Origin of the sequence: Thiothrix subterranea (assembly GCF_016772315.1) — a bacterium.
Taxonomy (GTDB): Bacteria; Pseudomonadota; Gammaproteobacteria; order Thiotrichales; family Thiotrichaceae; genus Thiothrix; species Thiothrix subterranea.
In genome coordinates this window covers 3,920,323-3,944,946 of the sequence record NZ_CP053482.1, presented here as the reverse complement: position 1 = coordinate 3,944,946, position 24,624 = coordinate 3,920,323, and the positions used below count along the sequence as shown (strand labels likewise).

Here is a 24,624-nt window from a genome sequence, read left to right as displayed (position 1 = left end):
AGGTATATTATTAAATCTTAATATTATCGTGGCGTTGCCAGACAAACATAATCCAATAGAACAAGGCGGCAACCACCACAAAGCTGATCAAACTCGCCACCGGATCAATTTCATTAGCGGTAAACAGCGACGGGGCAGGCAATGCCGAATCCGCGTAATTCATAATCAACACGGTAAACAAATTATTCGCGGCGTGTACCCCAATCGCCAATTCCAAAGAGTTACTTTTGACGGTAATCACCGCTAAAAACAAGCCCATTAACAAATACAACAAAGGAATCAAATAAGCATCCGCGCCCACTTCTGGATTTGCCAAATGCGCCGCCATGAACAGCAACGAAGACCCCAACACCGGTATAACAGCACCACGTCCCCACAAACCCAAGCCTTGCATTAAATAACCACGGAATAGCAATTCTTCCGCTGCCGCCTGAAGCGGCGTAATCACCAGTGCAATCGGCAAGAACATCAAAAATTGCGTTGCGTCAAACGTCATTTGATACCCCGCAGGCTGGGATAACGCTTCCAACAACGTTGCCAGCGCAATCAAAGCAAAGAATACGAAAAATCCCTTCAGCATGAGCTTCCAATCAATGCGCATTAACGGCGTTATCAAACTGGTGAAATAACGTTTGTGCAAAAAACGCACCGTCACAAACACGCCCAGCAACATCGCCAGCAGGGTGAAATTAATTCCCAAATAAGGCCACAAGCTATTGACCCCCTCAAACTGCAAGGTGCTCAGATCGACATTCGTGTTAGGGTCATCATCACCCAGCAACATAACCACCATGATTCCTAACGGAATAGCACCCAATACCTGCCAAAAAATCGCAATGACTAATAAGCCAAGTACATAACGCCACCAATGATTTTTGCCTAGGCTGGCTAAGCTTAGATAACTTGTGTTCACTTATTTTCCTTAATTATGTAATTCACATCATACACATGCAGACTATTGTAGCGCATATTTTGAATTGCACATGCATTAAGAGACAACCATAATCAAGATGAATAGACTCAGTAAACCGCTCCACTGATTATTTCAGACTAACGGAGTGAAGAGCACGCTTGTAACAAAGCACGGCGGGATTCAGCAAGGCAGTAATAGACACGATTAGCCACCCGATGCGAAGACAATAAGCCCTTGTCACGCATGATCGCTAAATGTTGGGACACATTGCTTTGACTCGTGCCGACATGATCCACAATATCTTGCACTGTCATCTCATGTTGTGAGAGTAAACACATGATTTTTAAGCGCAATGGGTGAGACGCGGCTTTGAGGGAACGGCTTGCATATTCGATATCGTCTTCTTGTATCGGAATGCCATTAACCATAATACTGTGTTCTGATGTGTGCATAATTAACCCTTCCTAGGTTAGTCTCAATGGAAAATCTAGCGGGGTTGATGGTTGATTAGAATATTATAATAAACTGAAGTGTAGGAGCTTTTGAAGGTTTTGTCACGGTTAAATCTCAGAAAGATAAGGGTTGTATGTTGCAGTATGTCATTAAACGCTTGCTAGGTGCGCTGCCAACCTTGCTGGTGATCATCACGTTGGCGTTCTTTTTAATCCGTTTAGCACCGGGCGGGCCATTTGATACCGAACGCCCCATGCCGCCGGAAATTGCGGCGAATATGGAACGTGCTTACCACTTGGATAAGCCTTTGCCGGTGCAATACGGGTATTACTTGCTCAATGTGTTGCAAGGGGATTTGGGGCCGTCGTTTAAGTACAAGGATCACAGTGTCAGCAGCTTGATTGCGGAAGGGTTTCCGGTGTCTTTGCAATTGGGGGTGTTTGCCATGCTACTCGCCTTGTTGGTTGGGATTCCGGCAGGAATGTTGGCGGCGTTGCATCACAACCGCCCGCTGGATCACGCGGTAATGGCGGTTTCCATGACGGGTATTACGATACCCAATTTTGTCATGGCACCGTTATTGGCGTTGGTGTTTGGGGTATTTTTGCATTGGCTGCCGGTAGCCGGTTGGGATCAAGGCTGGAAATCAGCCGTGTTGCCGGTAATTGCGCTGGCATTGCCACAAATAGCGTATGCAGCGCGGTTAATGCGTGCCAGTGTGCTGGAAACGCTGTCTAGCCCGCATATTCGTACCGCTGTTGCGAAAGGTTTACCGATGCGCCTGATTGTGTGGCGGCATGTGTTGAAAGGGGCATTGTTGCCGGTGCTGTCTTGGCTGGGGCCTGCGACAGCGGCGATTATTACCGGGTCGGTGGTGATTGAGCAGATTTTCGGAATTCCGGGCATCGGGCGGCATTTTGTGCAAGGGGCATTGAATCGGGATTACACCTTGGTCATGGGCGTGGTTATCTTTTACGGCGCGTTGATTATTATGATGAATTTGCTGGTGGATGTGATCTACGGCTGGATGGATCCGAGGGTACGTTATGATTAAACACAAAGCATGGCATCGCTTGTTGCGTAACAAAATGGCGGTCGGCAGCGCCATCGTCTTGCTGCTGATTGCCGTCTTGTGTGTGTTAGGGCCGTTGTTTAGCCCGCACCCTTACGATGAAATTTATTGGGATGCCATGGGAATTCCGCCCGATGCCGTGCAAGGTTTCTGGTTTGGAACGGATGCGAATGGACGGGATTTATTCGTGCGTACCCTGATCGGCGGGCAGATTTCACTAATGGTGGGCTTGGCGGCAACCTCGGTCAGTTTGCTTATCGGCGTTTTGTATGGGGCAACGGCGGGGTATTTGGGTGGGCGCACCGATGCGCTGATGATGCGCTTGGTGGATGTGTTGTATGCCCTGCCCTTTATGTTTTTTGTGATTTTGCTGATGGTGTATTTCGGACGCAGCATTTTCCTGATCTTCGTGGCAATTGGCGCGGTGGAATGGCTGACAATGGCGCGGATTGTCCGTGGGCAAGCGCTATCCTTGAAAGGTCGCGCTTTTGTGGAAGCTGCACGGGTCAGCGGCGTGAGTCATTTTGGGATTATTCGCCGTCATATCGTCCCCAATACCTTGGGATCAGTGATTGTGTATGCCACTTTGACCGTGCCACAAGTGATCTTGTTTGAATCATTTCTGAGCTTTTTAGGCTTAGGGGTGCAAGAGCCGCTCACCAGTTGGGGCGTGTTGATTGCAGAAGGGGCAGCACAAATGGAAACTGCACCGTGGATGTTATTATTTCCCGCCGGATTTTTGGCGGTGACGTTGTTCTGCCTTAATTTTTTGGGCGATGGCTTGCGGGATGCGTTGGATCCGAAAGGGGGATGAAACATCCCCCCTTGGTTCAAGTGTTACTCGAATTCGACGACCAAATCACCCTGCTCGACCAGCTCCCCAGCCTGCAAGTGAACTTTTTTCACCTTACCCGCCTCTGGCGCAGTAATCGTGGTTTCCATTTTCATCGCCTCAATCACAAACAGCGGCGCATTCTGCTCTACCTCATCGCCCGCTTTAACCATAATGGCGGAGAGCTTGCCCTGCAACGATGTACCGACTTCATTCGGATCAACCGCTTTGCGGTTAGTCGCACGGGTCGGCTTCACGGACAAATCGCGGATTTGCATCGCACGAATTTGCCCATTGAAGTCAAACGTCACGCCACACATACCGTTCTCATCCGTCGGCGAACGGTACAGCAAGCGAATAATCAGTACCTTACCGCGCCCCAGATCAACCAGCACTTCCTCGTTCAGCTTGAGACCGTAGAAGAACAGCGAAGTCGGCAAATGGCTAATTTCGCCGTATTCTTGCTGATGCTTATAGAACTCGCGGAAGACCGCCGGATACATGGTGAATGACAGGAAATCGAGGAAAGTTTGCTCAGGGTCAAACTCTTGCTTGAATGCCTCAAATGCCGCATCCAAATCCACCGGCTTCAAGTGATCATTCGGGCGACCCGTGTACGGCTTCTCGCCTTTGAGGATAATGTCGCTCAAGTCTTTCGGGAAACCGCCGGGCACTTGCCCCAATCCGCCTTTGAACAAGTCGATCACGGAATCAGGGAACGCCAAGGTGCGCCCACGTTCCATCACATCCTGCTCGGTCAAGCCGTTGGAGGTCATGTAAATCGCCATGTCACCAACGACTTTGGACGATGGGGTAACTTTCACGATGTCGCCGAACATGCGGTTGACGACTGCGTAATTTTCCTTCACTTCCTCAAACTTGTGTTCCAAGCCCAGCGCAATTGCTTGCGGACGCAGGTTGGAATATTGACCACCTGGAATTTCGTGGTTGTACACTTCCGCCGTGCCTGCTTTCAAACCAGACTCAAACGGGTAGTACATTTCGCGTACATCTTCCCAGTAATTCGCGTAAGCATTCAACGACTTGAGATTGTACGGCTGTTCACGCGGCTGACCTTCCATCGCAGCAATCAACGAGTTCAAATTGACCTGCGAAGTCAGACCCGACATGGAACTCATACAGCCATCCACAATATCCACACCCGCTTCAATCGCTTTCAGCAAAGTCGCGGATTGAATCGACGCGGTATCATGCGTGTGCAAATGAATCGGAATACTCACCGATTCTTTCAACGCGGTAATCAACGTCGTCGCCGCATACGGCTTCAACACACCTGCCATATCCTTGACCGCCAGCATGTGCGCACCCGCGTCTTCCAACTGCTTCGCCAAATCCAGGTAATATTGCAGGTTGAACTTGTTCGATGGGTCTTTGTTCAGCACATCGCCGGTATAGCAAATCGTGCCTTCCGCAATCCCGCCAGTACGTTCGCGCACGCACTGAATGGATTTGCGCATCCCTTCAATCCAGTTCAAGGAGTCGAAGATACGGAATACGTCGATACCGTTTTCCCACGACTTTTCGATGAAGGCTTCCACCACATTGTCGGGGTAGGCGGTATAACCCACTGCATTCGAGCCACGGAACAGCATCTGGAACAGGATGTTAGGAATCGCTTCACGCAACAGCTTGAGACGATCCCACGGGCATTCGTGCAAGAAACGCATCGCCACGTCAAACGTCGCGCCGCCCCACAGTTCCAACGAGAATAATTGCGGATGATTTTTCGCCAAACCTTCGGCGATTTTCATCATGTCGTCGGTACGCACACGGGTTGCCAGCAAAGACTGGTGCGCGTCACGTAAGGTGGTATCGGTGTAGAAAATGTTCGGCTGGTCTTTCACCCATTGGCAGAATTTTTCTGCACCCATTTCGTCCAGCAAGTTTTTGCTGCCCTTCGGGTATGCTCCCAACTTGTCGAAATCGGGAATAATCGGCTTGCGGAAATGCTTGTTGGGGTCGACGTATTTCACATCTGGGTTGCCGTTGACGGTGACATTGCCGATGAATTTCAGCGTTTTGGTGCCACGGTCAAAGCGCAACGCGGTGTGGAACAGTTCGGGGTGGTTGTCGATGAACGTCACCGCGCACTTGCCCGTGGTAAATACCTCGTGTTGCAACACGTTTTCGAGGAAACCGATATTGGTTTTCACCCCACGGATACGGAATTCCTGCAAGGCACGTAAGTTACGATTGGCTGCACCTTCCAGCGTGCGCCCCCACGTCGTCACTTTCACCAGCATAGAGTCGAAGAACGGCGATACTTTTGCACCGGGATAAGCCGCGCCTGCATCCAGCCGCACGCCGAAACCGCCACTGCTGCGGTACGCGATAATTGTGCCGTAGTCGGGTTTGAAGCCGTTTTCAGGGTCTTCTGTGGTGATCCGGCACTGCACGGCGTAACCGTTGCAGTCGACCGATTCTTGGTTGGGAATACCGATTTCGGGGTCATCCAACCGTGCACCGCCTGCAATCAAAATCTGGCTGCGCACAATGTCGATGCCAGTGATTTCTTCGGTGATGGTGTGTTCCACCTGCACACGCGGGTTCACTTCGATGAAGTAAATACGTTCGTCTTTGTCGACCAAGAATTCAACCGTACCCGCGCAGGAATAATCCACATGGCGGGTAATTGCCAGCGCGTATTTATACAAGTTTTCGCGGGTTTCATCTTTCAGACTGGTACTGGGCGCAACTTCGACCACTTTCTGGAAGCGGCGTTGCACGGAACAATCGCGTTCGTACAAATGCACGAGATTACCGTGGGTATCGCCCAAAATCTGGATTTCGATGTGCTTAGGCGAGTCGATGTACTTTTCGAGGAAAACGGTAGCATCGCCAAAGGCTTTCAGGGCTTCGTTACGCGCATCGTTGTACGCGCCTTCCAACTGCGACGGGTCACGCAACACGCGCATCCCGCGTCCACCACCGCCCGACGCGGCTTTCAACATCAGCGGGTAGCCTATGCGGTCGGCTTCGCGACGCGCGATGTCCACCGTATTCAGCGGTTCGCGGCTGTCTTCGATCACCGGCAAACCAGCGGTAATGGCGTTTTCTTTCGCGGCAACTTTGTCGCCTAAACGCTGCATCGCTTCAGGGGTCGGCCCCACGAAAATAATACCCTCTTCGCGACAACGCTGAGCAAATCGCACGTTTTCAGACAAGAAGCCGTAACCTGGGTGAATCGCGTCCACATGGTGACGTTTGGCGGTTTCAATAATGGCTTCAATATCAAGGTAGGGCTTGAGCGGCTCGTCGTCTTTGCCAATCTGGTAGGCTTCGTCCGCCTTGTAGCGGTGCGGTGAAAAACGGTCTTCGTAGGTGTAAATCGACACCGTACACAGCTTGAGTTCGGCTGCTGCACGCAGGATACGGATTGCAATTTCGCCACGGTTGGCGACCAGAAGTTTCTTGATTGAGCGGGTCATGGAACTACCTTCGATAAGAGTGGAACGGGTTGCCATTAACGGTGGGCTGGGTGTGGAACTTGAGCGTATCCACACTATTATTATGCCAATAGTTTGCGTGAGTGGGCGGCGCTAGTCAAACCGCGATTGGTGCTTTAATCAGCGGATGGTGTGCGTAATCAACCAATTCAAAGTCATCATAAGTAAATGCGAACAGATCGGTCACTGCCGGGTTCAATTTCATCTGCGGCAACGCATACGGTTCACGGCTCAGTTGCAATTCCACCTGCTCCAAATGATTAGAATACAAATGTGCATCCCCTAACGTGTGAATGAATTCACCGGGTTGCAACCCTGTCACTTGCGCCACCATCATGGTCAGCAAGGCGTAAGAGGCAATATTAAACGGCACACCAAGGAAAATATCCGCACTGCGCTGGTACAACTGACAGGACAGCTTACCTTCCGCCACGTAAAACTGGAAAAAAGCGTGGCACGGCGGCAATGCCATATTGTCCACATTCGCCACATTCCAAGCGCTGACAATAATCCGGCGCGAATCAGGGTTGGTTTTTAATTGCTGGATAATTTGCGCAATCTGGTCAATATGCCGCCCATCAGGAGTTGGCCAATTGCGCCACTGGTAGCCGTAAACCGGCCCCAACTCACCGTTTTCATCTGCCCATTCATCCCAAATACTCACGCCGTTTTCTTTCAAGTAACGGATATTGGTGTCGCCTTTCAGAAACCACAGCAACTCGTGAATAATCGAGCGCAAATGCAATTTTTTGGTAGTAACAACCGGAAACCCAGTACTCAAATCAAAGCGCATCTGATAACCGAATACCGACACCGTACCCGTACCCGTGCGGTCGGCTTTGACGACACCGCGATCACGGACATGGCGCATTAAATCGAGGTATTGCTTCATGCCTTCGCCTTTTTATACGCAAACCACATAAACAACACGCCGAGCAGAATCATCGGCACACTCAACACCTGCCCCTGTGTAACCCAACCCCATGCCACGTAGCCGAGTTGCGCATCCGGTTCACGCACAAATTCCACAATAATCCGCGCCATGCCGTAGCCGACAAGAAATAAGCCAGAAATTGCTCCCACCGGCGGCGAACGCTTCCGAAACCAATTCAGCACGAGGAATAGCACCAAACCTTCGAGGAATGCTTGATAAAGCTGTGACGGATGCCGCACGATATTATCCACTTGCGGGAACACCATGCCCCACGGCACATCCGTTGACCTGCCCCACAATTCGCCGTTGATGAAATTGCCGATACGCCCCGCGCCCAAACCGATGGGAACAAGTGGCGCAACAAAATCACTGACTTGAAAGAACGTCAGTTTCCAACGCCGCGCCAACAAGAACATCGCCAGAATCACCCCCAGCAAACCGCCGTGGAAACTCATGCCACCGTCCCAAATCTGGAACAACGAAATCGGGTCAGACAAAAAACCTTTCAGGTTATAAAACAGCATGTAACCAATGCGCCCACCGGCAACCACGCCGAGAGCGCCCCAGAACATCATGTCATCCACACGGTCTTCGGTCATGACGCTACGGGGTTCTTTCGCACGCATTTTGCCAATGAATAAAAAGCCGAGGAAACCGATCACGTACATTAGCCCGTACCAATGCACTTGCAACGGGCCCAGCGATAACGCAACGGGGTCAAATTGAGGGTGTACCAGCATAAGTTGTGTTTACTCGCTTGCTAGAAAAACAGTTTTTTGAGTTCGGAGCCGGGGTCTTCCGCCCGCATGAAGGCTTCGCCCACCAGAAAGGCGTTCACGCCGTGGTCACGCATCAGTTGCACATCGGCGGGGGTATGGATGCTGCTTTCTGTGATAAGCAGAACATCCTCTGGCACATCAGGAAGCAGATCAAGGGTCGTTTGCAGAGACGTTTCAAACGTCCGCAGGTTGCGGTTATTGATGCCGATCAGTGGCGCATTGAGACGCAAGGCACGCCCAAGTTCATCCTTGTCATGCACTTCAATCAGTGCATCCATGCCCAGTTCCGTTGCCAGCGCGTACAGATCCATCATCTGTGCATCAGCCAATGCCGCCACGATCAGCAGGATGCAATCTGCACCAATCGCCCGTGCTTCGTAAACCTGATACCGATCAACGATGAAATCTTTACGAATAACGGGCAATTGGCAGGCGGCACGCGCGGCTTGCAAGTAGCTTTCGCTACCTTGGAAATATTGTGCATCGGTCAGCACCGACAAACACGCTGCACCGCCACGTTCGTAACTCGCCGCAATCGCAGGCGGATCGAAATCCGCACGAATCAAACCTTTGCTGGGTGAGGCTTTTTTGATTTCCGCAATCACCGCCGATTCACCCGCTGCCAAACGCTTGCGCATGGCTTGCTCGAAACCGCGCACGGGCGAAGCACTCGCTGCCTCTGCCTGCAATTGTGCCAAGCTACGCACGGCAGAACGTGCCGCGATTTCTTCCTGCTTAGTACGCAGGATTTTTTGCAAAATATCAGGGGTACTCATCAGGCATCAAAACTTTTGGTTAAGTCAATCAATTGCTGCAAACGCACAGCGGCTGCACCAGAATCCAGCACTTGCTGGGCTTTCGCAACACCAGCAGCATGGCTATCCGCCAGACCTGCAACGTAAATTGCCGCACCCGCATTCAAGCACACAATGTCACGCGCTGTGCCTTGCTCACCGGCAAACACGCGCTGAATCAGTTGCAAACTCTCTTGCGCCGTTTCCACCCGCACACTGTCGAGGCTGGACTGCTGCACACCCACATCTTCGGGCTGGATGGTGTATTCGGTGATCACACCGTCTTTCAGTTCTGCCACAAATGTCAGGGCGGCGGTACTGATTTCATCCAGCCCATCGGCAGCATGAACCACCATCACGTGATGACTTCCCAAGGTTTTCAACACTTCAGCCATTGGGCGTACCCAATGTTGATCGAATACGCCTAGGACTTGGTTGGGCGCATTTGCTGGATTCGACATCGGCCCCAGCAGGTTGAAAATCGTGCGTACACCCAACTCACGGCGTGGCGCACTCGCGTGCCCCATTGCACTGTGATGCTTTTGCGCAAACAAGAAACCCACACCCAAGGTATTGATGCACTCAGCCACCTGTTCAGGCGTAATGTTCAAATTCACGCCCGCCGCTTCCAACACATCCGCGCTGCCGGATTTGCTGGAAATAGAACGATTGCCGTGTTTGGCGACTCGCGCTCCCGCCGCCGCCGCAACAAACGCACTGGCAGTAGAAATATTAAACGTGCCAGACGAATCCCCGCCCGTACCGCAGGTATCCACCAAATGTTCCGGCGACACCTCAACGCGGGTCGATAATTCGCGCATGACACTAGCAGCGGCACTGATTTCCGTGACCGTTTCACCGCGCATCCTCAAGCCAATCAGAAACCCACCGATTTGCGCGGGAGTCGCCTGACCTGTCATGATGGTACGCATCGCAGCCGTCATTTCTTCGGTGGAAAATGAGCCGTTTTCAGTGATTTTACGTATAAATTTTTGCAATTCCATGAAATCCGCTTAATTCTTGCTAAGATAGATATGTACGAATGCTAACATGGATTTGGTCTTTTGTGTTCACTACTGAAAGAGGTGTCTTATGGAAAAGAACGTTGGCAGCATGGATAGAAATATCCGCTTCGGGGCAGGCGCTGTCCTGCTAATTTGGGGCTTGGTGTTTAAGGGCGGCTTCCTGTTGATTCTGCTTGGGATTGCGCTACTGGCCACTGGCTATCTGAACTTTTGCCCAGCCTACAAACTGATTGGCATGAATACCAACAAAAGGTAAGAGGATTTCTACTGCGCTGGCTACCGTCATTTGCCGGTAGCCAGTCAGTGTGCGATATTCACTACCATTTTTAGAATGGATAGTTTGCATCATGATCATCAAACCCAGTGAACAGCCCGGTTCACACGAGCGTCATTTACTCCGTAAAGCCAGCAACCCGCTGTTCCCCAATGCTCCCACATTAGACGATGACAATCTCATCGACGCGCAACGCCTTGACCACGAAGCCCTGCAAACCTTCAACACCGAATTCCGCGCCTTGCTGGAAGAAACGACTTCGCTCACTGGCAATGTTGAGAGTGAGGTGATTTTGCAGCTCAAAGACCGGCTGGATCGGGCGTATGAAAGTGCCTCCAGCATTGGCAGCGATACCACTGCCATGAAAGGCGCTATTCGCAAATTGCTGGGCTTTATGATGACAAGCGTGCGCCGTGGTGCTGGCAATGATGCTCAAGCCCACTTGGAGCTTGATCAGGAAGAAATGGCACGCGAAGCCCATTTTGCGTTGCTGGATGCACCGTTAGTGGCAGATCTATTGCACCCTGCCTCCCCAATTCACCCTGACGAACTCGTTCCCACCCTGCTGTCTGCGGATAAGGACGAGCTGCAATTAGCCCTGCAAATGTTTGATGAAGTGCAGTTACTGGCGATTTTAAGCCAAGGTGCAGCACTGCTCGAACAATTGCAGGGCGCAGGCGTGAATGTCAGTATTCCGCAGGAAAAACTGGCATTTATGCAAGGCTATGCGGAATTCGCGGGCGGATTGTAGAGACCCACGGTTTTACGTGCCAGTGCTGCAATGCCCTGCCAGTCGTGCGCACTCAGCATTGCCTCCGGGGTTAGCCAAGAGCCGCCCACACACAACACATTCGGCAGTGCCAAATAGTCGCCGAAGGTTTGCTCGCTGATTCCCCCTGTTGGGCAAAAACGCACGTCCGGCAGGGGGCCGTGGATGGATTTCAACATCTTCACCCCACCGGCGGCTTCCGCTGGGAAAAACTTCAAGGTATCGAAACCACGCTCCACCAGCCGCATCACTTCGGATACCGTGGCCACACCGGGCAGCAACGGCAAGCCTGCATCCTCAGCCGCCGCCAACAAACGTTCGGTAGCACCGGGGGAAACGGCAAACGCCGCTCCTGCTGCCTTCACCGCTTTCACATCGGCGGTGGTTAACACCGTGCCTGCACCGACAATGCTACCGGGGACGGCGCTCATGCGGCGGATGACTTCCAAGGCGACCGGCGTGCGCAAGGTTACTTCCAAGACATGCAAACCACCGCCGACTAACGCCAAGGCGAGTGACTCGGCGATGGCAAGGTCTTTCACCACTAATACCGGAATCACCGGCACTTGCTGACAAATACTTCTAACTGACATGCTTACACCCTCGCTGTATCGGAAAACAGGGCGCTTGCCCCGCTTGCGGCTGCACTGACGTGAGTACGGAATACGTCGAATAAATCCCGTCCACAGCCGGTTGCATTCATACTCAAATCGGCAGTTGCCGCTTCGCGCTCGGTAAAATCCTGCGCCAATACCTCCAGATGCCCGTGATGCGCATCCAAACGAATCACATCGCCATCGCGGACTTTGGCAAGCGCACCGCCATCCATCGCTTCGGGGCTGACATGAATCGCGGCAGGCACTTTGCCACTCGCCCCCGACATTCTGCCATCCGTGACCAATGCCACGCTTTGCCCACGGTCTTGCAACAGCCCCAGAATTGGGGTTAAACCGTGCAATTCAGGCATTCCATTGGCTTTAGGCCCTTGGAAACGCACCACGCACACAAAATCACCTTCCAGTTCACCCGCTTCAAACGCGGCTTTGACCGCTGCCTGATCATGGAAAACCTTGGCAGGCGCTTCAATCAGGTATTTTTCCGGTTTAACGGCGGATACTTTGATCACGGCATCGCCTAAATTACCCACTAAGCGCACCACGCCCCCAGAAAGCTGAAAGGCTTGGGCGACCGGGCGTAATACCGTGTCATCATGGCTAATGCTCGCGCCGTCACGCCATGCAACCGTACCATCGGCGGCGAGATATGCCTCTTGGGTATAATGGTGCAGCCCCTTACCGGCTACCGTTGCCACCTCTTCATGCAATAAACCGGCTGCCAACAACTCGCCAATCACGAATTGCAAACCGCCTGCCGCGTGAAAATGGTTCACGTCCGCCACGCCGTTGGGGTACACCCGCGCCATCAGCGGCGTAATCGCGGATAAGTCCGCAAAATCTTCTGGGCAAATCACAATGCCCGCCGCCCGCGCCATTGCCACCAGATGCAGCAATAAATTGGTCGATCCACCTGTCGCATTCAGCCCCACAATCCCATTGACAAAGGCTTGTACGCTGAGAATGTGTGCTGCTGGGGTGTAATCCTGCCCTTGCGCTGTCATCGCCAACGCACGCTGCGCCCCCGCCACGGTTAAGGCTTCGCGCAATGGCGTACCCGGATTCACAAAACTGCTTCCCGGCAATTGCAAGCCCATGAATTCCATCAGCATTTGGTTGCTATTCGCCGTGCCGTAAAAGGTGCAAGTGCCAACGCCGTGGTAAGACTGCATTTCGCATTGCAACAATTCGTCACGCCCGATTTTGCCCTCGGCGTATTGCTGACGCACCTTGCTTTTCGCGTCATTCGCCAAACCGGACACCATCGGCCCTGCGGGTAAGAAAATGCACGGTAAATGCCCAAAACTCGCCGCCGCAATCACCAAGCCCGGCACAATTTTATCGCATACGCCAAGGAAAACCGCTGCATCGAACACATTGTGCGACAAGGCAATCCCTGCGCTCATCGCAATCACATCGCGGGAAAACAGCGACAGTTCCATGCCCGCCTGCCCTTGGGTCACACCGTCACACATCGCCGGAACGCCACCCGCCACTTGCGCTGTGCCGCCGACTTCACGCGCTGCCGCTTTGATCACATCGGGGTAATACACAAACGGCTGGTGTGCGGAAAGCATGTCGTTGTAAGCGGTCACAATACCGAGGTTGCCTGCCGTCCATTCCACCAACTTCAGCTTGTCGGCGTTAGGAACGGCTGCAACGGCGTGCGCCAAATTGCCGCAACTCAGCTTGCTGCGCGGCGTCACCGGGTCGGCAGCGGCAATCTGTTGCAAGTATGCACGGCGGGTGGGCGCACTGCGGGCTTCGATACGCTGCGTCACTGCCACTAATTGAGGGTGAAGGTTATTCATGCTCATGCTTCGATCTCCCGCCAGCGGCGTCCGTCCCGTGCCATCATTTCAATCGCCGAAATCGGCCCGGAACTGCCCGGTTCGTAGCCATCCGGCTTGGTGCCCGATAATTGCTAGGCTTCGATAATCGGATCAATCCATTGCCATGCCGCCTCCACTTCATCGCCGCGCATGAACAGGGTTTGATGACCGCGCACCACATCCATCACCAAGCGTTCGTAAGCATCCGGCATCCGGCATCCGCCAGCCTGCATCCTGACGTTCTGCAAACGCCATATCCAACGGAATATCGTGCAAACGAAATCCCCCAGGCCCCGGCTCTTTGGTCATAATGTGCAAACGCAAACCCTCATCCGGCTGCAAACGCATACTCAATACATTGGGGAGAATCGGGGTATGCAATTCGCCAAACATGACGTGAGAAGGTTTTTTAAACACCACCGCAATTTCAGCGGCTTGGGCTTTCAAACGTTTGCCGGTACGCAAATAGAACGGCACGCCAGACCAGCGCCAACTGTCAATTTCGACTTTCAAGGCAACATACGATTCGGTCAAACTTGCCGGATTGCCCACTTCATCGGTGTAAGACGGGGTGGTTGATGTTCCCGAATATTGCCCGCGCACGGTGTAGTCGCGCACTTTATGCCCGCTAATGGGGCGTAGGGAACGCAATACTTTGAGTTTTTCATCGCGCACGGCGTCCGCTTCAAAGCGGTAAGGGGGTTCGATGGCAATCAAGCACAGCAACTGCAACAAATGGTTTTGCACCATGTCGCGGATAGCCCCTGCATTGTCATAATAGCCACCGCGTGTACCCACACCCAAGGATTCGGCGGCGGTAATTTGCACATGATCAATGCACTGTGCATTCCAAATCGGCTCAAACAGGGCATTGGCAAAGCGCAGTGCCATCAAGTTCTGCACCGTTTCCTTACCGAGGTAATGGTCAATGCGGTAGATGGCGTGTTCGTCAAACACTTCGCCAATCTGCGCATTCAGGCGGGCGGCACTCGCATAATCATGCCCTAACGGTTTTTCCACCACTAGCCGCGCATTATTGCCCGCCAAGCCTGCCGCCGCTAAACCGTGAGAAATCGGGTCGAACAGTGCCGGAGCGACGGCCAGATAATAAACGCGCACCCGCTCTGGGTGTTCGTCCAGCAAAGTGGCAAGGGCTTGGAAGCTGGCAATATCCCCAACATTGGTCACACGGTATTCGAGACGCGCTAGAAAACGCTCCAACATTCCAGCTTGTAATTCGTTGGCATCCAGATGGCTTTGCAGGGCATCGGCTACCTGATCGCGATACTCTGCGGTGGTTTGCTGGTTCAATGCCAGCCCAATAATGCGGGCTGGGGCGGGAATTTGCCCCGCTGCATCCCGTCGAAATAATGCCGGTAATAACTTGCGTAACGCCAAATCACCTGTTCCACCAAAGATGACCAGATCGAACGCGGCTACCGGAATAATGACTTGACTCATACCCTTAGCTCCGTCAGTTATTCAATTTTACTGCCGGGGTGACGATGCAAGTTTTACGCCATGAACTTGCTACGGGTGAATACGCTCCATCACCATCCGCCCAACCATACTTTCCACCGCGACAATTTTACCGCGCAAAGAATTCGGTTGCGCTTCGGTGATGCGGACATCCACGAACCGACCAATCAAATTCGCCGCCCCATCAAAATTCACCACGCGATTATTCTCAGTGCGCCCTGCCATTTGCTCATGTTTGCGAGAAGGACGTTCCACCAACACCCGTTGCACCGTCCCCACCATTGCTTCGCTAATGGCGTTGGCTTGCGCCAGAATGCGGGTTTGCAAATGCTGTAAACGGTCTTTTTTTACCGATTGCGGCACATCATCCGGCAAGCTCGCGGCAGGTGTGCCGGGGCGTTGGCTGTAAATAAAGCTGAAACTCAGGTCGAAGTTCATCTCTTCAATCAGCTTCATGGTATCGGCAAAATCCTGCTCGGTTTCACCGGGGAAACCGATAATAAAGTCGGATGACAAGCTCAAATCGGGGCGAATTTTGCGTAATTTGCGGATTTTGGCTTTGTATTCAATCGCCATGTGATTGCGCTTCATCGCCATCAGAATCCGGTCAGAACCGCTTTGCACGGGCAAGTGCAAATGGCTGACCAATTCCGGCACATCCGCGTACACCTCAATCAAACTGTCGTTGAATTCGTTGGGGTGTGAAGTGGTGTAACGAATCCGATCAATGCCATCAACCGCTGCCACCAAGGTGATCAGCATGGCAAGGTCAGCAATCGAACCGTCGTGCATTTTGCCACGATACGCATTGACATTTTGCCCCAGCAAATTGACTTCGCGCACACCTTGCGCCGCGAGTTGCGCGACTTCGGTAATCACGTCATCAAAGGGGCGGGAAATTTCTTCGCCACGGGTGTAAGGCACCACACAGAAGGTGCAATATTTGCTACAACCCTCCATCACCGACACGAACGCCGTAGGGCCTTCGGCACGCGGTTCGGGCAAATTGTCGAACTTTTCGATTTCGGGGAAAGAAATATCCACCACCGCATGGTGTTCGGTGCGTACTTGGCGAATCATGTCCGGCAAGCGGTGCAAGGTTTGCGGGCCAAATACCACATCCACCACCGGCGCACGTTGCCGCAAGGCTTCGCCTTCCTGACTTGCCACACAACCGCCAACACCAATCACAATATTGGGATTTTTGTCTTTGAGTTTTTTCCAGCGCCCCAATTGCGAGAATACTTTTTCCTGCGCTTTTTCTCGGATCGAACAGGTATTCATCAGTAAAACATCCGCTTCCGCCGGATTGTCGGTGAGTTCCATACCCTGCGCATGATGCAGCACGTCCAGCATCTTGGCTGAGTCGTACTCGTTCATTTGACATCCGTGGGTTTCGATAAAAATTTTGCCTGCCATTGTGTCCGTTCTATCCGTCGTGAAAGCGTGGGGAAACGCGCTATTATCCGCGCTCTACGGAATACAGACAACTTTTCACAAAAAACGCGCTAAAATTGTGGGTGTAATGCCCGCGAGGGGCGCTTTAATGAATAGAAATCGTAGGAATACACCATGAAAACAGCTTCATTTTTTTCAGCACTCGCTTTAGCGTTGGCACTGAGCGTTTCCAGCGTGCAGGCTGCCAGCGATGTATATGTGATCACTGGCGTGACAACAGGCGAATTCTTAAACATGCGAGCCAATGCAGGCACGGGTAGCAGCGTTGTCGGTAGAATCCCACACAATGGTCAGGGCATTGTGACCACGGGTGAAGAGAAAAAAGTCGGTAGCACCGTCTGGGCAAAAATTTACTGGAACGGTGTCGGCGGCTGGGTCAGCAAACGTTACTTATTGCCGGAAGACCAAGCAGCAAACGCACCACCCACGCCAACGCCAGCACCTGCTGCACCACCTGCGGTTGTTGTACCACCGATCAAAGTTCCGTCTAATGTCACGCCACCGCCTGCCAAGGCTGCCAGCAATAGCTTGGTGTGCAGCGGCACTGAACCTTTTTGGAGCATTGAAGTCACCGATGCCAATTTAAACGTGAATATGATGGATGGCCCTCGCTACAGCGTACCCGTCACGTTTCGCCAAACATCGGCAAATAACGCCACCATCGCAGTAATTGCCGGAGTCGCTGGTACAAATAATACTCAAGCGTTCATGCAAAAAGTCAGCAGTTGCAGCGACGGCATGTCGGATACCAATTATCCGTATAGCGTTACAGCGGTGTTGAATAACCAGAGAGTCGTGTCAGGGTGCTGCCAAGTGCGGTAACAGCATAGAAAAACAGGGAGATCATGGGTACACTCTGCCCTTTTCTCCTCTGTGCAAGGAACCCCCATGTCCCACATGCAGTTCGACCTGCTCACCACCGATGGCAATGCGCGGCGCGGTCGCCTTACCTTTCCGCGTGGCACAGTAGAAACCCCCGCCTTTATGCCGGTTGGCACGTATGGCACGGTCAAAGCCATGACCCCCGAAGAACTGCAAGGCATTGGCGCAGAAATCATCCTCGGCAATACCTTCCACCTAATGCTGCGCCCCGGCACGGAGATTGTGCAATTGCACGGCGATTTGCACGGCTTTATGCATTGGGAAAAACCGATTCTTACCGATTCTGGCGGTTTCCAAGTGTTTTCACTGGCGGAAATGCGCAAGATTTCCGAAGAAGGCGTGCGCTTCCAATCCCCCGTGAATGGCGCAAAAGTGCTGATGACCCCGGAATCGTCGATGCAAGTGCAGCGTGAACTCGGCTCGGACATCGTAATGATTTTCGACGAATGCACCCCCTTCCCCGCCACGCCCGACGAAGCCCGCCATTCGATGGAGCTTTCCTTGCGCTGGGCAAAACGCAGCAAAGACGCACACGAGGGCAACCCCTCCGCCCTGTTTGGCATTGTGCAAGGCGGCATGTACGAAGATTTGCGCAAAATTTCCGCCCACGGCTTGCTTGACATCGGTTTTGACGGCTACGCCATCGGCGGCTTATCGGTTGGCGAACCCAAAGACGAACGCGACAAAGTGCTGGAATGCACCCTGCCCGAACTCCCCACTGACCGCCCGCGTTACCTCATGGGTGTTGGCAAACCCGAAGACATTGTGGAAGGTGTCAGGCGCGGGGTGGATATGTTCGATTGCGTCATCCCCACCCGCAATGCGCGTAACGGCTTTTTATTTACCCGCTACGGCACGTTGAAAATCCGCAACAGCCAATACCAGCACGATACCCGCCCAATTGATGAACAGTGCGGATGCTACACGTGCCAGCATTATTCCCGCGCCTACCTACGCCATTTGGACAAATGCACCGAAATTTTGGGTGCGCGGCTGAACACCATCCACAACCTGTATTACTACCAAGAACTGATGCGCGGTATCCGTGACGCGATTGCAGCGGGGACGTTTGCAACCTTCGTGCGCGATTTTTATGCCTTACGCACCAAGGCTGAGGATTGCTGACTACCACAACAGGGTTATTGGCATCGCGCCGCCCTACCCCGATAATCTTGACATATTTCCTAGGATAATCGGTACACCCCTTGCAGCTTTCCAACGAAGACAACCTGCGGCTCAACGTCCTGCTTGCCCAACCGCTGCAAGCCGTGCGCATCAACGAGTCCACCATGACCGTCCACGCCCTCACCGAGCGGGGCGAAGCGAAAGTGCGCCTCAACCCCACGGCGCGGGACGAGCAATACCTGCGCTGGGTACGCGAATTGCTCTCCATGAAAGTCACCGGCTCACCCGGCGGCTACCCGATTTTCCTGAAACGCTGGACGCGCATGGGTCACGCCCGCAATAACCTCGACCAAATGCTGCTCCTTGGCGAACCCGAAGCCGTCGCCGCCGTGGTCTACACCCCCGGTTTAAGCCACGACATCGCGAAACGCGCTTGGTGGGCAAGCCCCAGTGCCACCAACGCCCGTTGCCTGTTAGAAAACCCCGAAGTTGTCGCGGGCGAACTTGGCAAAGAACTCACCGCCTACCTGCTCGAATTCCTGCCCTTCGAGGAAATCCAACTCGACGTAGTAGACACCGTGCGCCTCTGCCTGCAAGGTGAACTCATTTCCCCCGCCGAACGCAGCAAACTGTGGGAACGCGCCAAACGCAAAAACCCATTCTACATCGGTTTCCTGCACGCTGACCCCACGTACATTCCCTTGCCCGCCAAGCCGCATCGTCACCACGCTGACCTCATCGCACAACTGGCAACGCAACTCGACGCAAACAACCCCTACGCCCAAGCCTTCAGCCAAACGCTTGATAGCGCAGGGCAAAATTGGTTACGCGCCCTGCAACTAGCACTCGAAAAACCCGTCGATCAAGAAGTCGTCATCTCCTTATTCATCGCCATCGACAAACGTTTCCCGCTACCTTTACCGGAATCTCGTGGAGTACGCGACCTGAATACCGCCCTGCAACGCGCCGAACAATTTTGCCACACGGATGATGATTGCCCAGCCGATGCAAAAGCCGTGCGTGACACCTTGAATCCCGACACATTGCCCCTATTTAAGGCTATGTTAATACTCGCGCAAATGGGGGAAGATTCCCTCATTCCGTATTTTGGCGGCAACGATTCGGTCGGTTCAGTGATGCGCAAACGCCTCGAACCCTTGATCAAACCCTTGCTGGCGCAAACCACCCTTTTACTCAAATAGGTACACCCATGCCCTACTACGTGTTCAAAATCACCCAACCCAACCCGATGATCAAAAATCTGGACATGCAGCAAGCCTGTGAAGTTTACAAAGACGCGCGTGAACTGGCGCGTGACTTGCGAGCCAAGCAAGAACCCGGCGACAAAGCCATCGTCAAAATCGTCTTCGCTGCCAGCCAATTGGAAGCCGAAGAAAACCTGCACGAAACTCGCGAAAAACCCATCCTGATGGAATGGGAAAAGTAAACCGCGCATGGATGAAGACCAATACCGCAGTGTTTACCGCGAAGTTAACGCCAACCGCTGCGTATTCGAGAAAGCGTTAAATAATCGCCGTTGCGATTGCAGCCGTCACGAACGTTTCCTGCTGGCAACCCGCGAAGCCGTTGGCTGCAAATCGGAAGCCAGCCTCGCCAATTGCACGGTTTTTTTAGACACCTTGCGTGAAAAATCCCGCTTTGCGCTGCGTGAAACCCTGATTGATGGCCCATTGCCACACAATAAGGAACTAAAAGTGCAAGCAGGTGGCACCTTAGCCCTGCAACAGCACTTGTTTCCTGAGCAAATAGCGGCAAAAACCACGCAAGACATCTACGCATTGGTCAACATCGCGCTGTCAAAATACGCTAACATTGCCGATTTCCCGTATGGCGAACTCGTCAAAGGTGTCGTCCACTACGAAAGCCGCCCCAAACGTGGCAAATAACCCAGTTTTTAGGTGATAAATGGATCGTTTTCCCGTCTTTCTCGACCTGCATAACCGTCAATGCCTCGTTGTTGGCGGTGGCAAAGTAGCCGAACGTAAAGTGGATAGCCTGCTCAAAGCCGGAGCTGTCGTGACGTTAATTGCCCCCGACATCACCACGGAAATGGGCATTATCATTAGCGGGCAACGTGTCCAGCACCATGCGCGTCCGTTCGCGGATGGCGACATTGATGGGCAATTCCTCGTCATTGCTGCGACTAATAATCCCAGCGTCAATGCGCACATTGCCAGCCTTGCCGATGCGCGAAATATGCCGGTGAACGTGGTCGATGATGCCAGCGTGGGCAGTTTCATTATCCCCTCTGTCGTTGACCGCTCGCCCGTCACCATTGCCATTTCCACCGGCGGCGCGTCCCCCGTGTTAGCGCGGCAATTGCGGATGAAGCTGGAAACCATGATTCCCCCGCAATGCGGCGAACTGGCGGGTATCACCGAAGAATACCGCGACATCGTGAAAAAACACCTGCCCGAAGCGCAACGCAAAACCTTCTGGGAAAAAGCCTTGAAAGGCCCGTTTGCTGAATTGGTTTACGCGGGTCACGTCGAAGATGCCCGCCGTTTGCTGGATGAAATGCTGGCAAGCTACCCCGATGGGCAAACGATGGGCGAAGTCTATTTGGTCGGCGCAGGTCCCGGCGACCCCGATTTGCTGACCTTCAAAGCCTTGCGCCTGATGCAGCAAGCCGATGTGATGGTGTACGACCGCCTCGTGTCCAAGTCGATTCTGGACATGGCAAACCAACGCGCCGAACGCATTTATGTCGGCAAAGAAAAAGCCAGCCACGCCGTACCGCAAGATCAAATCAACGACTTACTGGTGAAACTCGCCAAGCAAGGCAAGCGCGTGTTGCGTCTGAAAGGCGGCGACCCGTTCATCTTCGGGCGTGGCGGCGAAGAAATCGAAACGCTGGCGGAAAACTGCGTGCCGTTCCAAGTCGTCCCCGGCATTACCGCCGCTTCTGGCTGTTCGTCTTACGCAGGCATTCCATTGACGCACCGCGATTACGCGCAATCTTGCACCTTTGCCACCGGGCATTTGAAAGACGGCAGCATCGACCTGAATTGGGCGCAATTGTCACAACCGAATCAAACCGTGGTGTTCTACATGGGTTTAACTGGCATTGAAGTGATCAGCCAGCAATTGCAAGCCTTCGGGCGTTCCGGCGATACGCCTGCGGCATTGGTCGAGCAAGGTACAACCCGCAACCAGCGCGTCCACATCGGCACGATTGCCACCTTGCCGCAATTGGTGAAAGACAGCGGGGTTCGCGCCCCCACCCTCACCATCGTTGGCGAAGTGGTTAATTTGCATAGCAAATTGCATTGGTACGAACCGCAACGCCACGTCATTGCCAGCGAATTCAGCCTCGATCACCCTGTTGCCCCTGTAGAGGTATAAGCCATGTCCGAAACCCGCATCAGCGTTGAAACCTTCAAGCAAAACTTGACCGCCACCGGGCAAGATTTCAAACACAACATGAGTTCCGAAGGCAATTGTTCCGAAAACGAACCCTATGCCATGCAAGTCATCGACGACAGTATGGAACCGGAATTCGCCAAAGGTTGTGTGATCGTGATCGACCCGACCGGTATCGTGCGGGATGGCGCATATGTGTTCGCGATTGACGACAAAGACGAATACATTTTTCGCCAATTGCGCATTGTCGAAGGCAAATACATCCTCGTGGCTCTGAATGAGGACTACGAAGCGATTGAGATCAGCGGCATGAATCGCATCGAAGGCGTGATTACCCAGCGTTCAGCGGGCAGTTATCGCCCACCGAACGGCAAACGCCGCACTTACCACAAGTGGTACGACAAATGACCATTATGTACGGCATCCCCAACTGCGACACCGTGAAAAAAGCCCGTGCGTGGCTGGGCGAACGCGGCATTGAATACACCTTCCACGATTTTCGTAAGGATGGCGTAAATCCGGTATGGTTACGTGCATGGGTCGCGGAGTTCGGCTGGGAAACACTGGTCAACCGCAAAGGCACGACTTGGCGCAAACTGCCAGAAGAAACCCGCGAGAACATGGATGAGGCGATTGCGTTAGTGGTAATGGAAGAATTGCCGTCGATCATTAAACGTCCGTTGCTCGACACGGGGACGCGGCATGTGGTGGGCTTTTCGCCGGATACTTACCGCGAGCTTTTTCAAAACTAAAACACGAGATTCTTTGATGTCCGCTACTCTCGATCTTGCTATCGACTTAATTTCGCGCCCCTCCGTCACGCCATTGGACGAAGGTTGCCAGCAATTACTGGCTGATCGCCTTGCGCCGCTGGGCTTTGTTGCTGAACACCTGCGCTTTGGCGACGTGGATAATATCTGGCTACGCCGTGGTAGCACCTCCCCCGTATTCTGCTTTGCAGGGCATACCGATGTTGTCCCCACCGGCCCGCTGGATGCGTGGGATAGCCATCCGTTTCAGCCAGAAATTCGTGATGGAATGCTCTACGGGCGTGGCGCTGCGGATATGAAAGGCAGCATTGCCGCATTCACCATTGCTTGCGAAACCTTCGTGCGCGAAAACCTGGATCATCAAGGTTCGATTGCATTTTTGATTACCAGCGACGAAGAAGGCCCTTCCATCAATGGCACGGTCAAAGTCGTGGAAGTGCTAGAGCAGCGCAACGAGAAAATCGACTGGTGCTTAGTCGGCGAACCTTCCAGCACTTGCTGCGTGGGTGACGTGGTGAAAAACGGGCGGCGCGGTTCACTCAATGGCGTACTCACCGTGATCGGGCAGCAAGGGCATGTGGCGTACCCGCATTTGGCAGACAACCCCATCCACCGCGCTGCACCTGCGTTGGCGGAACTGGTGAGCATCGAATGGGACAAGGGCAATGAATTCTTCCCGCCAACCAGCTTCCAGATTTCCAATATCAAAGGTGGAACGGGTGCGAATAATGTGATTCCGGGAACGCTGCACGTAGAATTCAACTTCCGCTTTTCGACCCAGCAAACAGAAATGGGTTTGCGCGAACAAGTGGAAGCGATTTTTAACCGTCACGGGTTGAAGTATGAGCTGAAATGGACGCTTTCGGGAAACCCGTTTTTGACACCGCGTGGCGATTTGGTCGATGCGAGTGTCGCAGCAATTCAGGCGGTAAGCGGGCAGGCCACTGAACTGTCTACCGCAGGCGGGACATCAGACGGACGTTTCATCGCGCCGACAGGTGCACAGGTCATGGAATTAGGGCCTGTAAACAAAACCATACATAAAATCAACGAATGTGTTGCAGTCGATGATTTAAACGCACTCACGATTATTTACCAGAAAATTCTGGAGCGTCTGCTAACAAAAGATGTGCCGAGCTGATACCCGGCTGCATCTTGTATCGCGGGTTTTATGCTGAATTTATTTGAACGTTTTACGCGGTCGCCCACGTTTGCGTTGGGTGATTTGCCCCTCTTCCAATTCAGCATTTGCCCAGTCAGTTAGGCTCTTATGAATATGCTCCGCCACTACTTGCAAGCGATCTTCTAGCGCTGCTCTGAAAAAGGCTTCCCGTTGCTCACTGGCGCGTAAAGCGTCACGAAGCTCACGCACTTCTTCTTTGTAGTTAGCATCAAGCTCTTCAAGTTGATTGCGTAACTGATTGATTTTATGTGTCAGTTCTTCCCGAATTTTGCGCTTCTCATCCGCTGCCTGTGTTCTCACATCAGCAAGGGTACTGGAAGTCGCACCTTTGGGGCGTCCTCTGCCACGTTTATTCATCGCATCATCTGTCTGCATGGATGTATGACCTGTCTCGTTGTCATGGCTGTTGCTTTGTAAAGTCGTCATGCCGGGCATTCCGTCCATATAATCCGCAGTTCTCACTTTTTTTCCCTCACAAGAACGCATTGAAGTGATTTCTTGGTTTTGACCCTAGAACCATCATTATCTGAATAAATATTCTACATTTCAAGATGATATTTGAAATTTATTCAAAAATAAATAATT

26 protein-coding genes are annotated in these 24,624 nt (G+C 52.9%); 13 read left to right on the top strand and 13 right to left on the bottom strand.

The window, feature by feature from the left end; all coding sequences use genetic code 11:
- Positions 1 to 10: 10 nt before the first annotated feature.
- Positions 11 to 913, bottom strand: a complete 903-nt coding sequence (locus tag HMY34_RS19390; protein WP_202717045.1) for a CPBP family intramembrane glutamic endopeptidase — start codon at positions 911 to 913, stop codon at positions 11 to 13.
- 137 nt (positions 914 to 1,050) lie between these two features.
- Positions 1,051 to 1,365: an ArsR/SmtB family transcription factor gene (locus tag HMY34_RS19385; RefSeq protein WP_202717044.1), complete on the bottom strand. Its 315-nt coding sequence runs from the start codon at positions 1,363 to 1,365 to the stop codon at positions 1,051 to 1,053.
- A 134-nt stretch (positions 1,366 to 1,499) separates the two neighbouring features.
- Between HMY34_RS19385 and oppB the strand changes: the two genes are divergently transcribed.
- The gene (gene oppB, locus HMY34_RS19380; RefSeq protein ID WP_202717043.1) at positions 1,500 to 2,420 is read left to right on the top strand and encodes an oligopeptide ABC transporter permease OppB; all 921 of its coding nucleotides are present in this window, start codon (positions 1,500 to 1,502) and stop codon (positions 2,418 to 2,420) included.
- A complete protein-coding gene (locus HMY34_RS19375; protein ID WP_202717042.1) occupies positions 2,413 to 3,252 on the top strand; it encodes an ABC transporter permease subunit in 840 nt (279 codons plus the stop codon). Before oppB ends, HMY34_RS19375 begins: the two co-directional genes overlap by 8 nt.
- A 23-nt stretch (positions 3,253 to 3,275) precedes the next feature.
- Here the strand turns inward: HMY34_RS19375 and HMY34_RS19370 are convergent, their stop codons facing one another.
- The 5 genes from HMY34_RS19370 to trpD form a co-directional block, all read right to left on the bottom strand.
- The gene (locus tag HMY34_RS19370) at positions 3,276 to 6,719 is read right to left on the bottom strand and encodes a pyruvate carboxylase (RefSeq protein ID WP_202717041.1); all 3,444 of its coding nucleotides are present in this window, start codon (positions 6,717 to 6,719) and stop codon (positions 3,276 to 3,278) included.
- Positions 6,720 to 6,834: 115 nt separating this feature from the next.
- On the bottom strand, positions 6,835 to 7,629 hold the full coding sequence (locus HMY34_RS19365; RefSeq protein WP_202717040.1) for a thymidylate synthase: 795 nt from the start codon (positions 7,627 to 7,629) through the stop codon (positions 6,835 to 6,837).
- Positions 7,626 to 8,411 carry a prolipoprotein diacylglyceryl transferase gene (gene lgt / locus HMY34_RS19360; RefSeq protein WP_202717039.1) on the bottom strand — a complete coding sequence of 262 codons (786 nt, stop codon included), beginning with the start codon at positions 8,409 to 8,411 and terminating at the stop codon, positions 7,626 to 7,628. The genes HMY34_RS19365 and lgt overlap by 4 nt, the downstream gene beginning before the upstream one ends.
- 20 nt (positions 8,412 to 8,431) lie before the next feature.
- Entirely contained in the window at positions 8,432 to 9,226 is a 795-nt protein-coding gene (gene trpC / locus HMY34_RS19355) for an indole-3-glycerol phosphate synthase TrpC (protein WP_202717038.1), read from the bottom strand.
- Positions 9,226 to 10,248 (bottom strand): anthranilate phosphoribosyltransferase, encoded by a 1,023-nt coding sequence (gene trpD / locus HMY34_RS19350; protein ID WP_202717037.1) that lies wholly within the window; start codon positions 10,246 to 10,248, stop codon positions 9,226 to 9,228. The genes trpC and trpD overlap by 1 nt, the downstream gene beginning before the upstream one ends.
- A gap of 88 nt (positions 10,249 to 10,336) precedes the next feature.
- On the opposite strand from trpD, the gene HMY34_RS19345 reads away from it, so the two are divergent.
- Positions 10,337 to 10,525, top strand: coding sequence for a YgaP family membrane protein (locus tag HMY34_RS19345; protein WP_202717036.1), 189 nt, complete (start codon positions 10,337 to 10,339; stop codon positions 10,523 to 10,525).
- A gap of 91 nt (positions 10,526 to 10,616) precedes the next feature.
- A complete protein-coding gene (locus HMY34_RS19340; protein WP_202717035.1) occupies positions 10,617 to 11,294 on the top strand; it encodes a hypothetical protein in 678 nt (225 codons plus the stop codon).
- Here HMY34_RS19340 and eda read toward each other — a convergent pair.
- The 5 genes from eda to miaB all read right to left on the bottom strand — a co-directional run bounded on the left by eda (position 11,267) and on the right by miaB (position 16,656).
- Positions 11,267 to 11,905: a bifunctional 4-hydroxy-2-oxoglutarate aldolase/2-dehydro-3-deoxy-phosphogluconate aldolase gene (eda, locus tag HMY34_RS19335; RefSeq protein ID WP_202717034.1), complete on the bottom strand. Its 639-nt coding sequence runs from the start codon at positions 11,903 to 11,905 to the stop codon at positions 11,267 to 11,269. The genes HMY34_RS19340 and eda overlap by 28 nt on opposite strands.
- A gap of 2 nt (positions 11,906 to 11,907) precedes the next feature.
- Positions 11,908 to 13,743: a phosphogluconate dehydratase gene (gene edd / locus HMY34_RS19330; protein WP_443080460.1), complete on the bottom strand. Its 1,836-nt coding sequence runs from the start codon at positions 13,741 to 13,743 to the stop codon at positions 11,908 to 11,910.
- A gap of 107 nt (positions 13,744 to 13,850) precedes the next feature.
- Positions 13,851 to 13,934 carry a hypothetical protein gene (locus HMY34_RS20430; RefSeq protein ID WP_266096961.1) on the bottom strand — a complete coding sequence of 28 codons (84 nt, stop codon included), beginning with the start codon at positions 13,932 to 13,934 and terminating at the stop codon, positions 13,851 to 13,853.
- Complete coding sequence (gene zwf / locus HMY34_RS19325) at positions 13,897 to 15,219, bottom strand: glucose-6-phosphate dehydrogenase (RefSeq protein ID WP_266096939.1); 1,323 nt, start codon at positions 15,217 to 15,219, stop codon at positions 13,897 to 13,899. The genes HMY34_RS20430 and zwf overlap by 38 nt, the downstream gene beginning before the upstream one ends.
- Before the next feature lie 69 nt (positions 15,220 to 15,288).
- On the bottom strand, positions 15,289 to 16,656 hold the full coding sequence (gene miaB, locus HMY34_RS19320; protein WP_202717033.1) for a tRNA (N6-isopentenyl adenosine(37)-C2)-methylthiotransferase MiaB: 1,368 nt from the start codon (positions 16,654 to 16,656) through the stop codon (positions 15,289 to 15,291).
- A gap of 153 nt (positions 16,657 to 16,809) precedes the next feature.
- Here miaB and HMY34_RS19315 point away from each other — a divergent pair, with 153 nt between their 5' ends.
- From HMY34_RS19315 to dapE, 9 genes are all read left to right on the top strand, one after another.
- On the top strand, positions 16,810 to 17,517 hold the full coding sequence (locus HMY34_RS19315) for an SH3 domain-containing protein (protein ID WP_202717032.1): 708 nt from the start codon (positions 16,810 to 16,812) through the stop codon (positions 17,515 to 17,517).
- 75 nt (positions 17,518 to 17,592) lie between these two features.
- Positions 17,593 to 18,702, top strand: coding sequence for a tRNA guanosine(34) transglycosylase Tgt (gene tgt, locus HMY34_RS19310; RefSeq protein WP_202719266.1), 1,110 nt, complete (start codon positions 17,593 to 17,595; stop codon positions 18,700 to 18,702).
- Positions 18,703 to 18,782: 80 nt separating this feature from the next.
- Positions 18,783 to 19,904, top strand: coding sequence for a hypothetical protein (locus HMY34_RS19305; RefSeq protein WP_202717031.1), 1,122 nt, complete (start codon positions 18,783 to 18,785; stop codon positions 19,902 to 19,904).
- 8 nt (positions 19,905 to 19,912) lie between these two features.
- On the top strand, positions 19,913 to 20,149 hold the full coding sequence (locus tag HMY34_RS19300) for a hypothetical protein (protein WP_202717030.1): 237 nt from the start codon (positions 19,913 to 19,915) through the stop codon (positions 20,147 to 20,149).
- Positions 20,150 to 20,156: 7 nt separating this feature from the next.
- Positions 20,157 to 20,609, top strand: a complete 453-nt coding sequence (locus HMY34_RS19295; RefSeq protein ID WP_202717029.1) for a hypothetical protein — start codon at positions 20,157 to 20,159, stop codon at positions 20,607 to 20,609.
- Between the two features lie 19 nt (positions 20,610 to 20,628).
- Positions 20,629 to 22,068 carry a siroheme synthase CysG gene (cysG, locus tag HMY34_RS19290; protein WP_202717028.1) on the top strand — a complete coding sequence of 480 codons (1,440 nt, stop codon included), beginning with the start codon at positions 20,629 to 20,631 and terminating at the stop codon, positions 22,066 to 22,068.
- A 3-nt stretch (positions 22,069 to 22,071) separates the two neighbouring features.
- Positions 22,072 to 22,494 (top strand): S24 family peptidase, encoded by a 423-nt coding sequence (locus tag HMY34_RS19285; RefSeq protein ID WP_202717027.1) that lies wholly within the window; start codon positions 22,072 to 22,074, stop codon positions 22,492 to 22,494.
- Positions 22,491 to 22,838: an ArsC family reductase gene (locus HMY34_RS19280; RefSeq protein ID WP_202717026.1), complete on the top strand. Its 348-nt coding sequence runs from the start codon at positions 22,491 to 22,493 to the stop codon at positions 22,836 to 22,838. The genes HMY34_RS19285 and HMY34_RS19280 overlap by 4 nt, the downstream gene beginning before the upstream one ends.
- 16 nt (positions 22,839 to 22,854) lie before the next feature.
- Positions 22,855 to 23,997 carry a succinyl-diaminopimelate desuccinylase gene (dapE, locus tag HMY34_RS19275; RefSeq protein WP_202717025.1) on the top strand — a complete coding sequence of 381 codons (1,143 nt, stop codon included), beginning with the start codon at positions 22,855 to 22,857 and terminating at the stop codon, positions 23,995 to 23,997.
- 39 nt (positions 23,998 to 24,036) lie between these two features.
- Here dapE and HMY34_RS19270 read toward each other — a convergent pair whose 3' ends face one another.
- The gene (locus HMY34_RS19270; RefSeq protein ID WP_228287927.1) at positions 24,037 to 24,465 is read right to left on the bottom strand and encodes a DNA-binding protein; all 429 of its coding nucleotides are present in this window, start codon (positions 24,463 to 24,465) and stop codon (positions 24,037 to 24,039) included.
- Positions 24,466 to 24,624 lie beyond the last annotated feature (159 nt).

What these genes read in the sequence shown, in the direction of transcription:
- HMY34_RS19285 (WP_202717027.1), top strand. Translation starts at nt 22,072, where the DNA reads ATGTCCGAAACCCGCATCAGCGTTGAAACCTTCAAGCAAAACTTGACC.
- tgt (WP_202719266.1), top strand. Translation starts at nt 17,593, where the DNA reads ATGCAGTTCGACCTGCTCACCACCGATGGCAATGCGCGGCGCGGTCGC.
- edd (WP_443080460.1), bottom strand. Translation starts at nt 13,743, where the DNA reads ATGAGCATGAATAACCTTCACCCTCAATTAGTGGCAGTGACGCAGCGT.
- trpC (WP_202717038.1), bottom strand. Translation starts at nt 9,226, where the DNA reads ATGAGTACCCCTGATATTTTGCAAAAAATCCTGCGTACTAAGCAGGAA.
- oppB (WP_202717043.1), top strand. Translation starts at nt 1,500, where the DNA reads ATGTTGCAGTATGTCATTAAACGCTTGCTAGGTGCGCTGCCAACCTTG.
- cysG (WP_202717028.1), top strand. Translation starts at nt 20,629, where the DNA reads ATGGATCGTTTTCCCGTCTTTCTCGACCTGCATAACCGTCAATGCCTC.
- zwf (WP_266096939.1), bottom strand. Translation starts at nt 15,219, where the DNA reads ATGAGTCAAGTCATTATTCCGGTAGCCGCGTTCGATCTGGTCATCTTT.
- trpD (WP_202717037.1), bottom strand. Translation starts at nt 10,248, where the DNA reads ATGGAATTGCAAAAATTTATACGTAAAATCACTGAAAACGGCTCATTT.
- lgt (WP_202717039.1), bottom strand. Translation starts at nt 8,411, where the DNA reads ATGCTGGTACACCCTCAATTTGACCCCGTTGCGTTATCGCTGGGCCCG.
- HMY34_RS19345 (WP_202717036.1), top strand. Translation starts at nt 10,337, where the DNA reads ATGGAAAAGAACGTTGGCAGCATGGATAGAAATATCCGCTTCGGGGCA.
- HMY34_RS19375 (WP_202717042.1), top strand. Translation starts at nt 2,413, where the DNA reads ATGATTAAACACAAAGCATGGCATCGCTTGTTGCGTAACAAAATGGCG.
- eda (WP_202717034.1), bottom strand. Translation starts at nt 11,905, where the DNA reads ATGTCAGTTAGAAGTATTTGTCAGCAAGTGCCGGTGATTCCGGTATTA.
- HMY34_RS19295 (WP_202717029.1), top strand. Translation starts at nt 20,157, where the DNA reads ATGGATGAAGACCAATACCGCAGTGTTTACCGCGAAGTTAACGCCAAC.
- HMY34_RS19315 (WP_202717032.1), top strand. Translation starts at nt 16,810, where the DNA reads ATGAAAACAGCTTCATTTTTTTCAGCACTCGCTTTAGCGTTGGCACTG.
- dapE (WP_202717025.1), top strand. Translation starts at nt 22,855, where the DNA reads ATGTCCGCTACTCTCGATCTTGCTATCGACTTAATTTCGCGCCCCTCC.
- miaB (WP_202717033.1), bottom strand. Translation starts at nt 16,656, where the DNA reads ATGGCAGGCAAAATTTTTATCGAAACCCACGGATGTCAAATGAACGAG.
- HMY34_RS19280 (WP_202717026.1), top strand. Translation starts at nt 22,491, where the DNA reads ATGACCATTATGTACGGCATCCCCAACTGCGACACCGTGAAAAAAGCC.
- HMY34_RS19385 (WP_202717044.1), bottom strand. Translation starts at nt 1,365, where the DNA reads ATGCACACATCAGAACACAGTATTATGGTTAATGGCATTCCGATACAA.
- HMY34_RS19340 (WP_202717035.1), top strand. Translation starts at nt 10,617, where the DNA reads ATGATCATCAAACCCAGTGAACAGCCCGGTTCACACGAGCGTCATTTA.
- HMY34_RS19370 (WP_202717041.1), bottom strand. Translation starts at nt 6,719, where the DNA reads ATGACCCGCTCAATCAAGAAACTTCTGGTCGCCAACCGTGGCGAAATT.
- HMY34_RS19365 (WP_202717040.1), bottom strand. Translation starts at nt 7,629, where the DNA reads ATGAAGCAATACCTCGATTTAATGCGCCATGTCCGTGATCGCGGTGTC.
- HMY34_RS19300 (WP_202717030.1), top strand. Translation starts at nt 19,913, where the DNA reads ATGCCCTACTACGTGTTCAAAATCACCCAACCCAACCCGATGATCAAA.
- HMY34_RS19270 (WP_228287927.1), bottom strand. Translation starts at nt 24,465, where the DNA reads ATGACGACTTTACAAAGCAACAGCCATGACAACGAGACAGGTCATACA.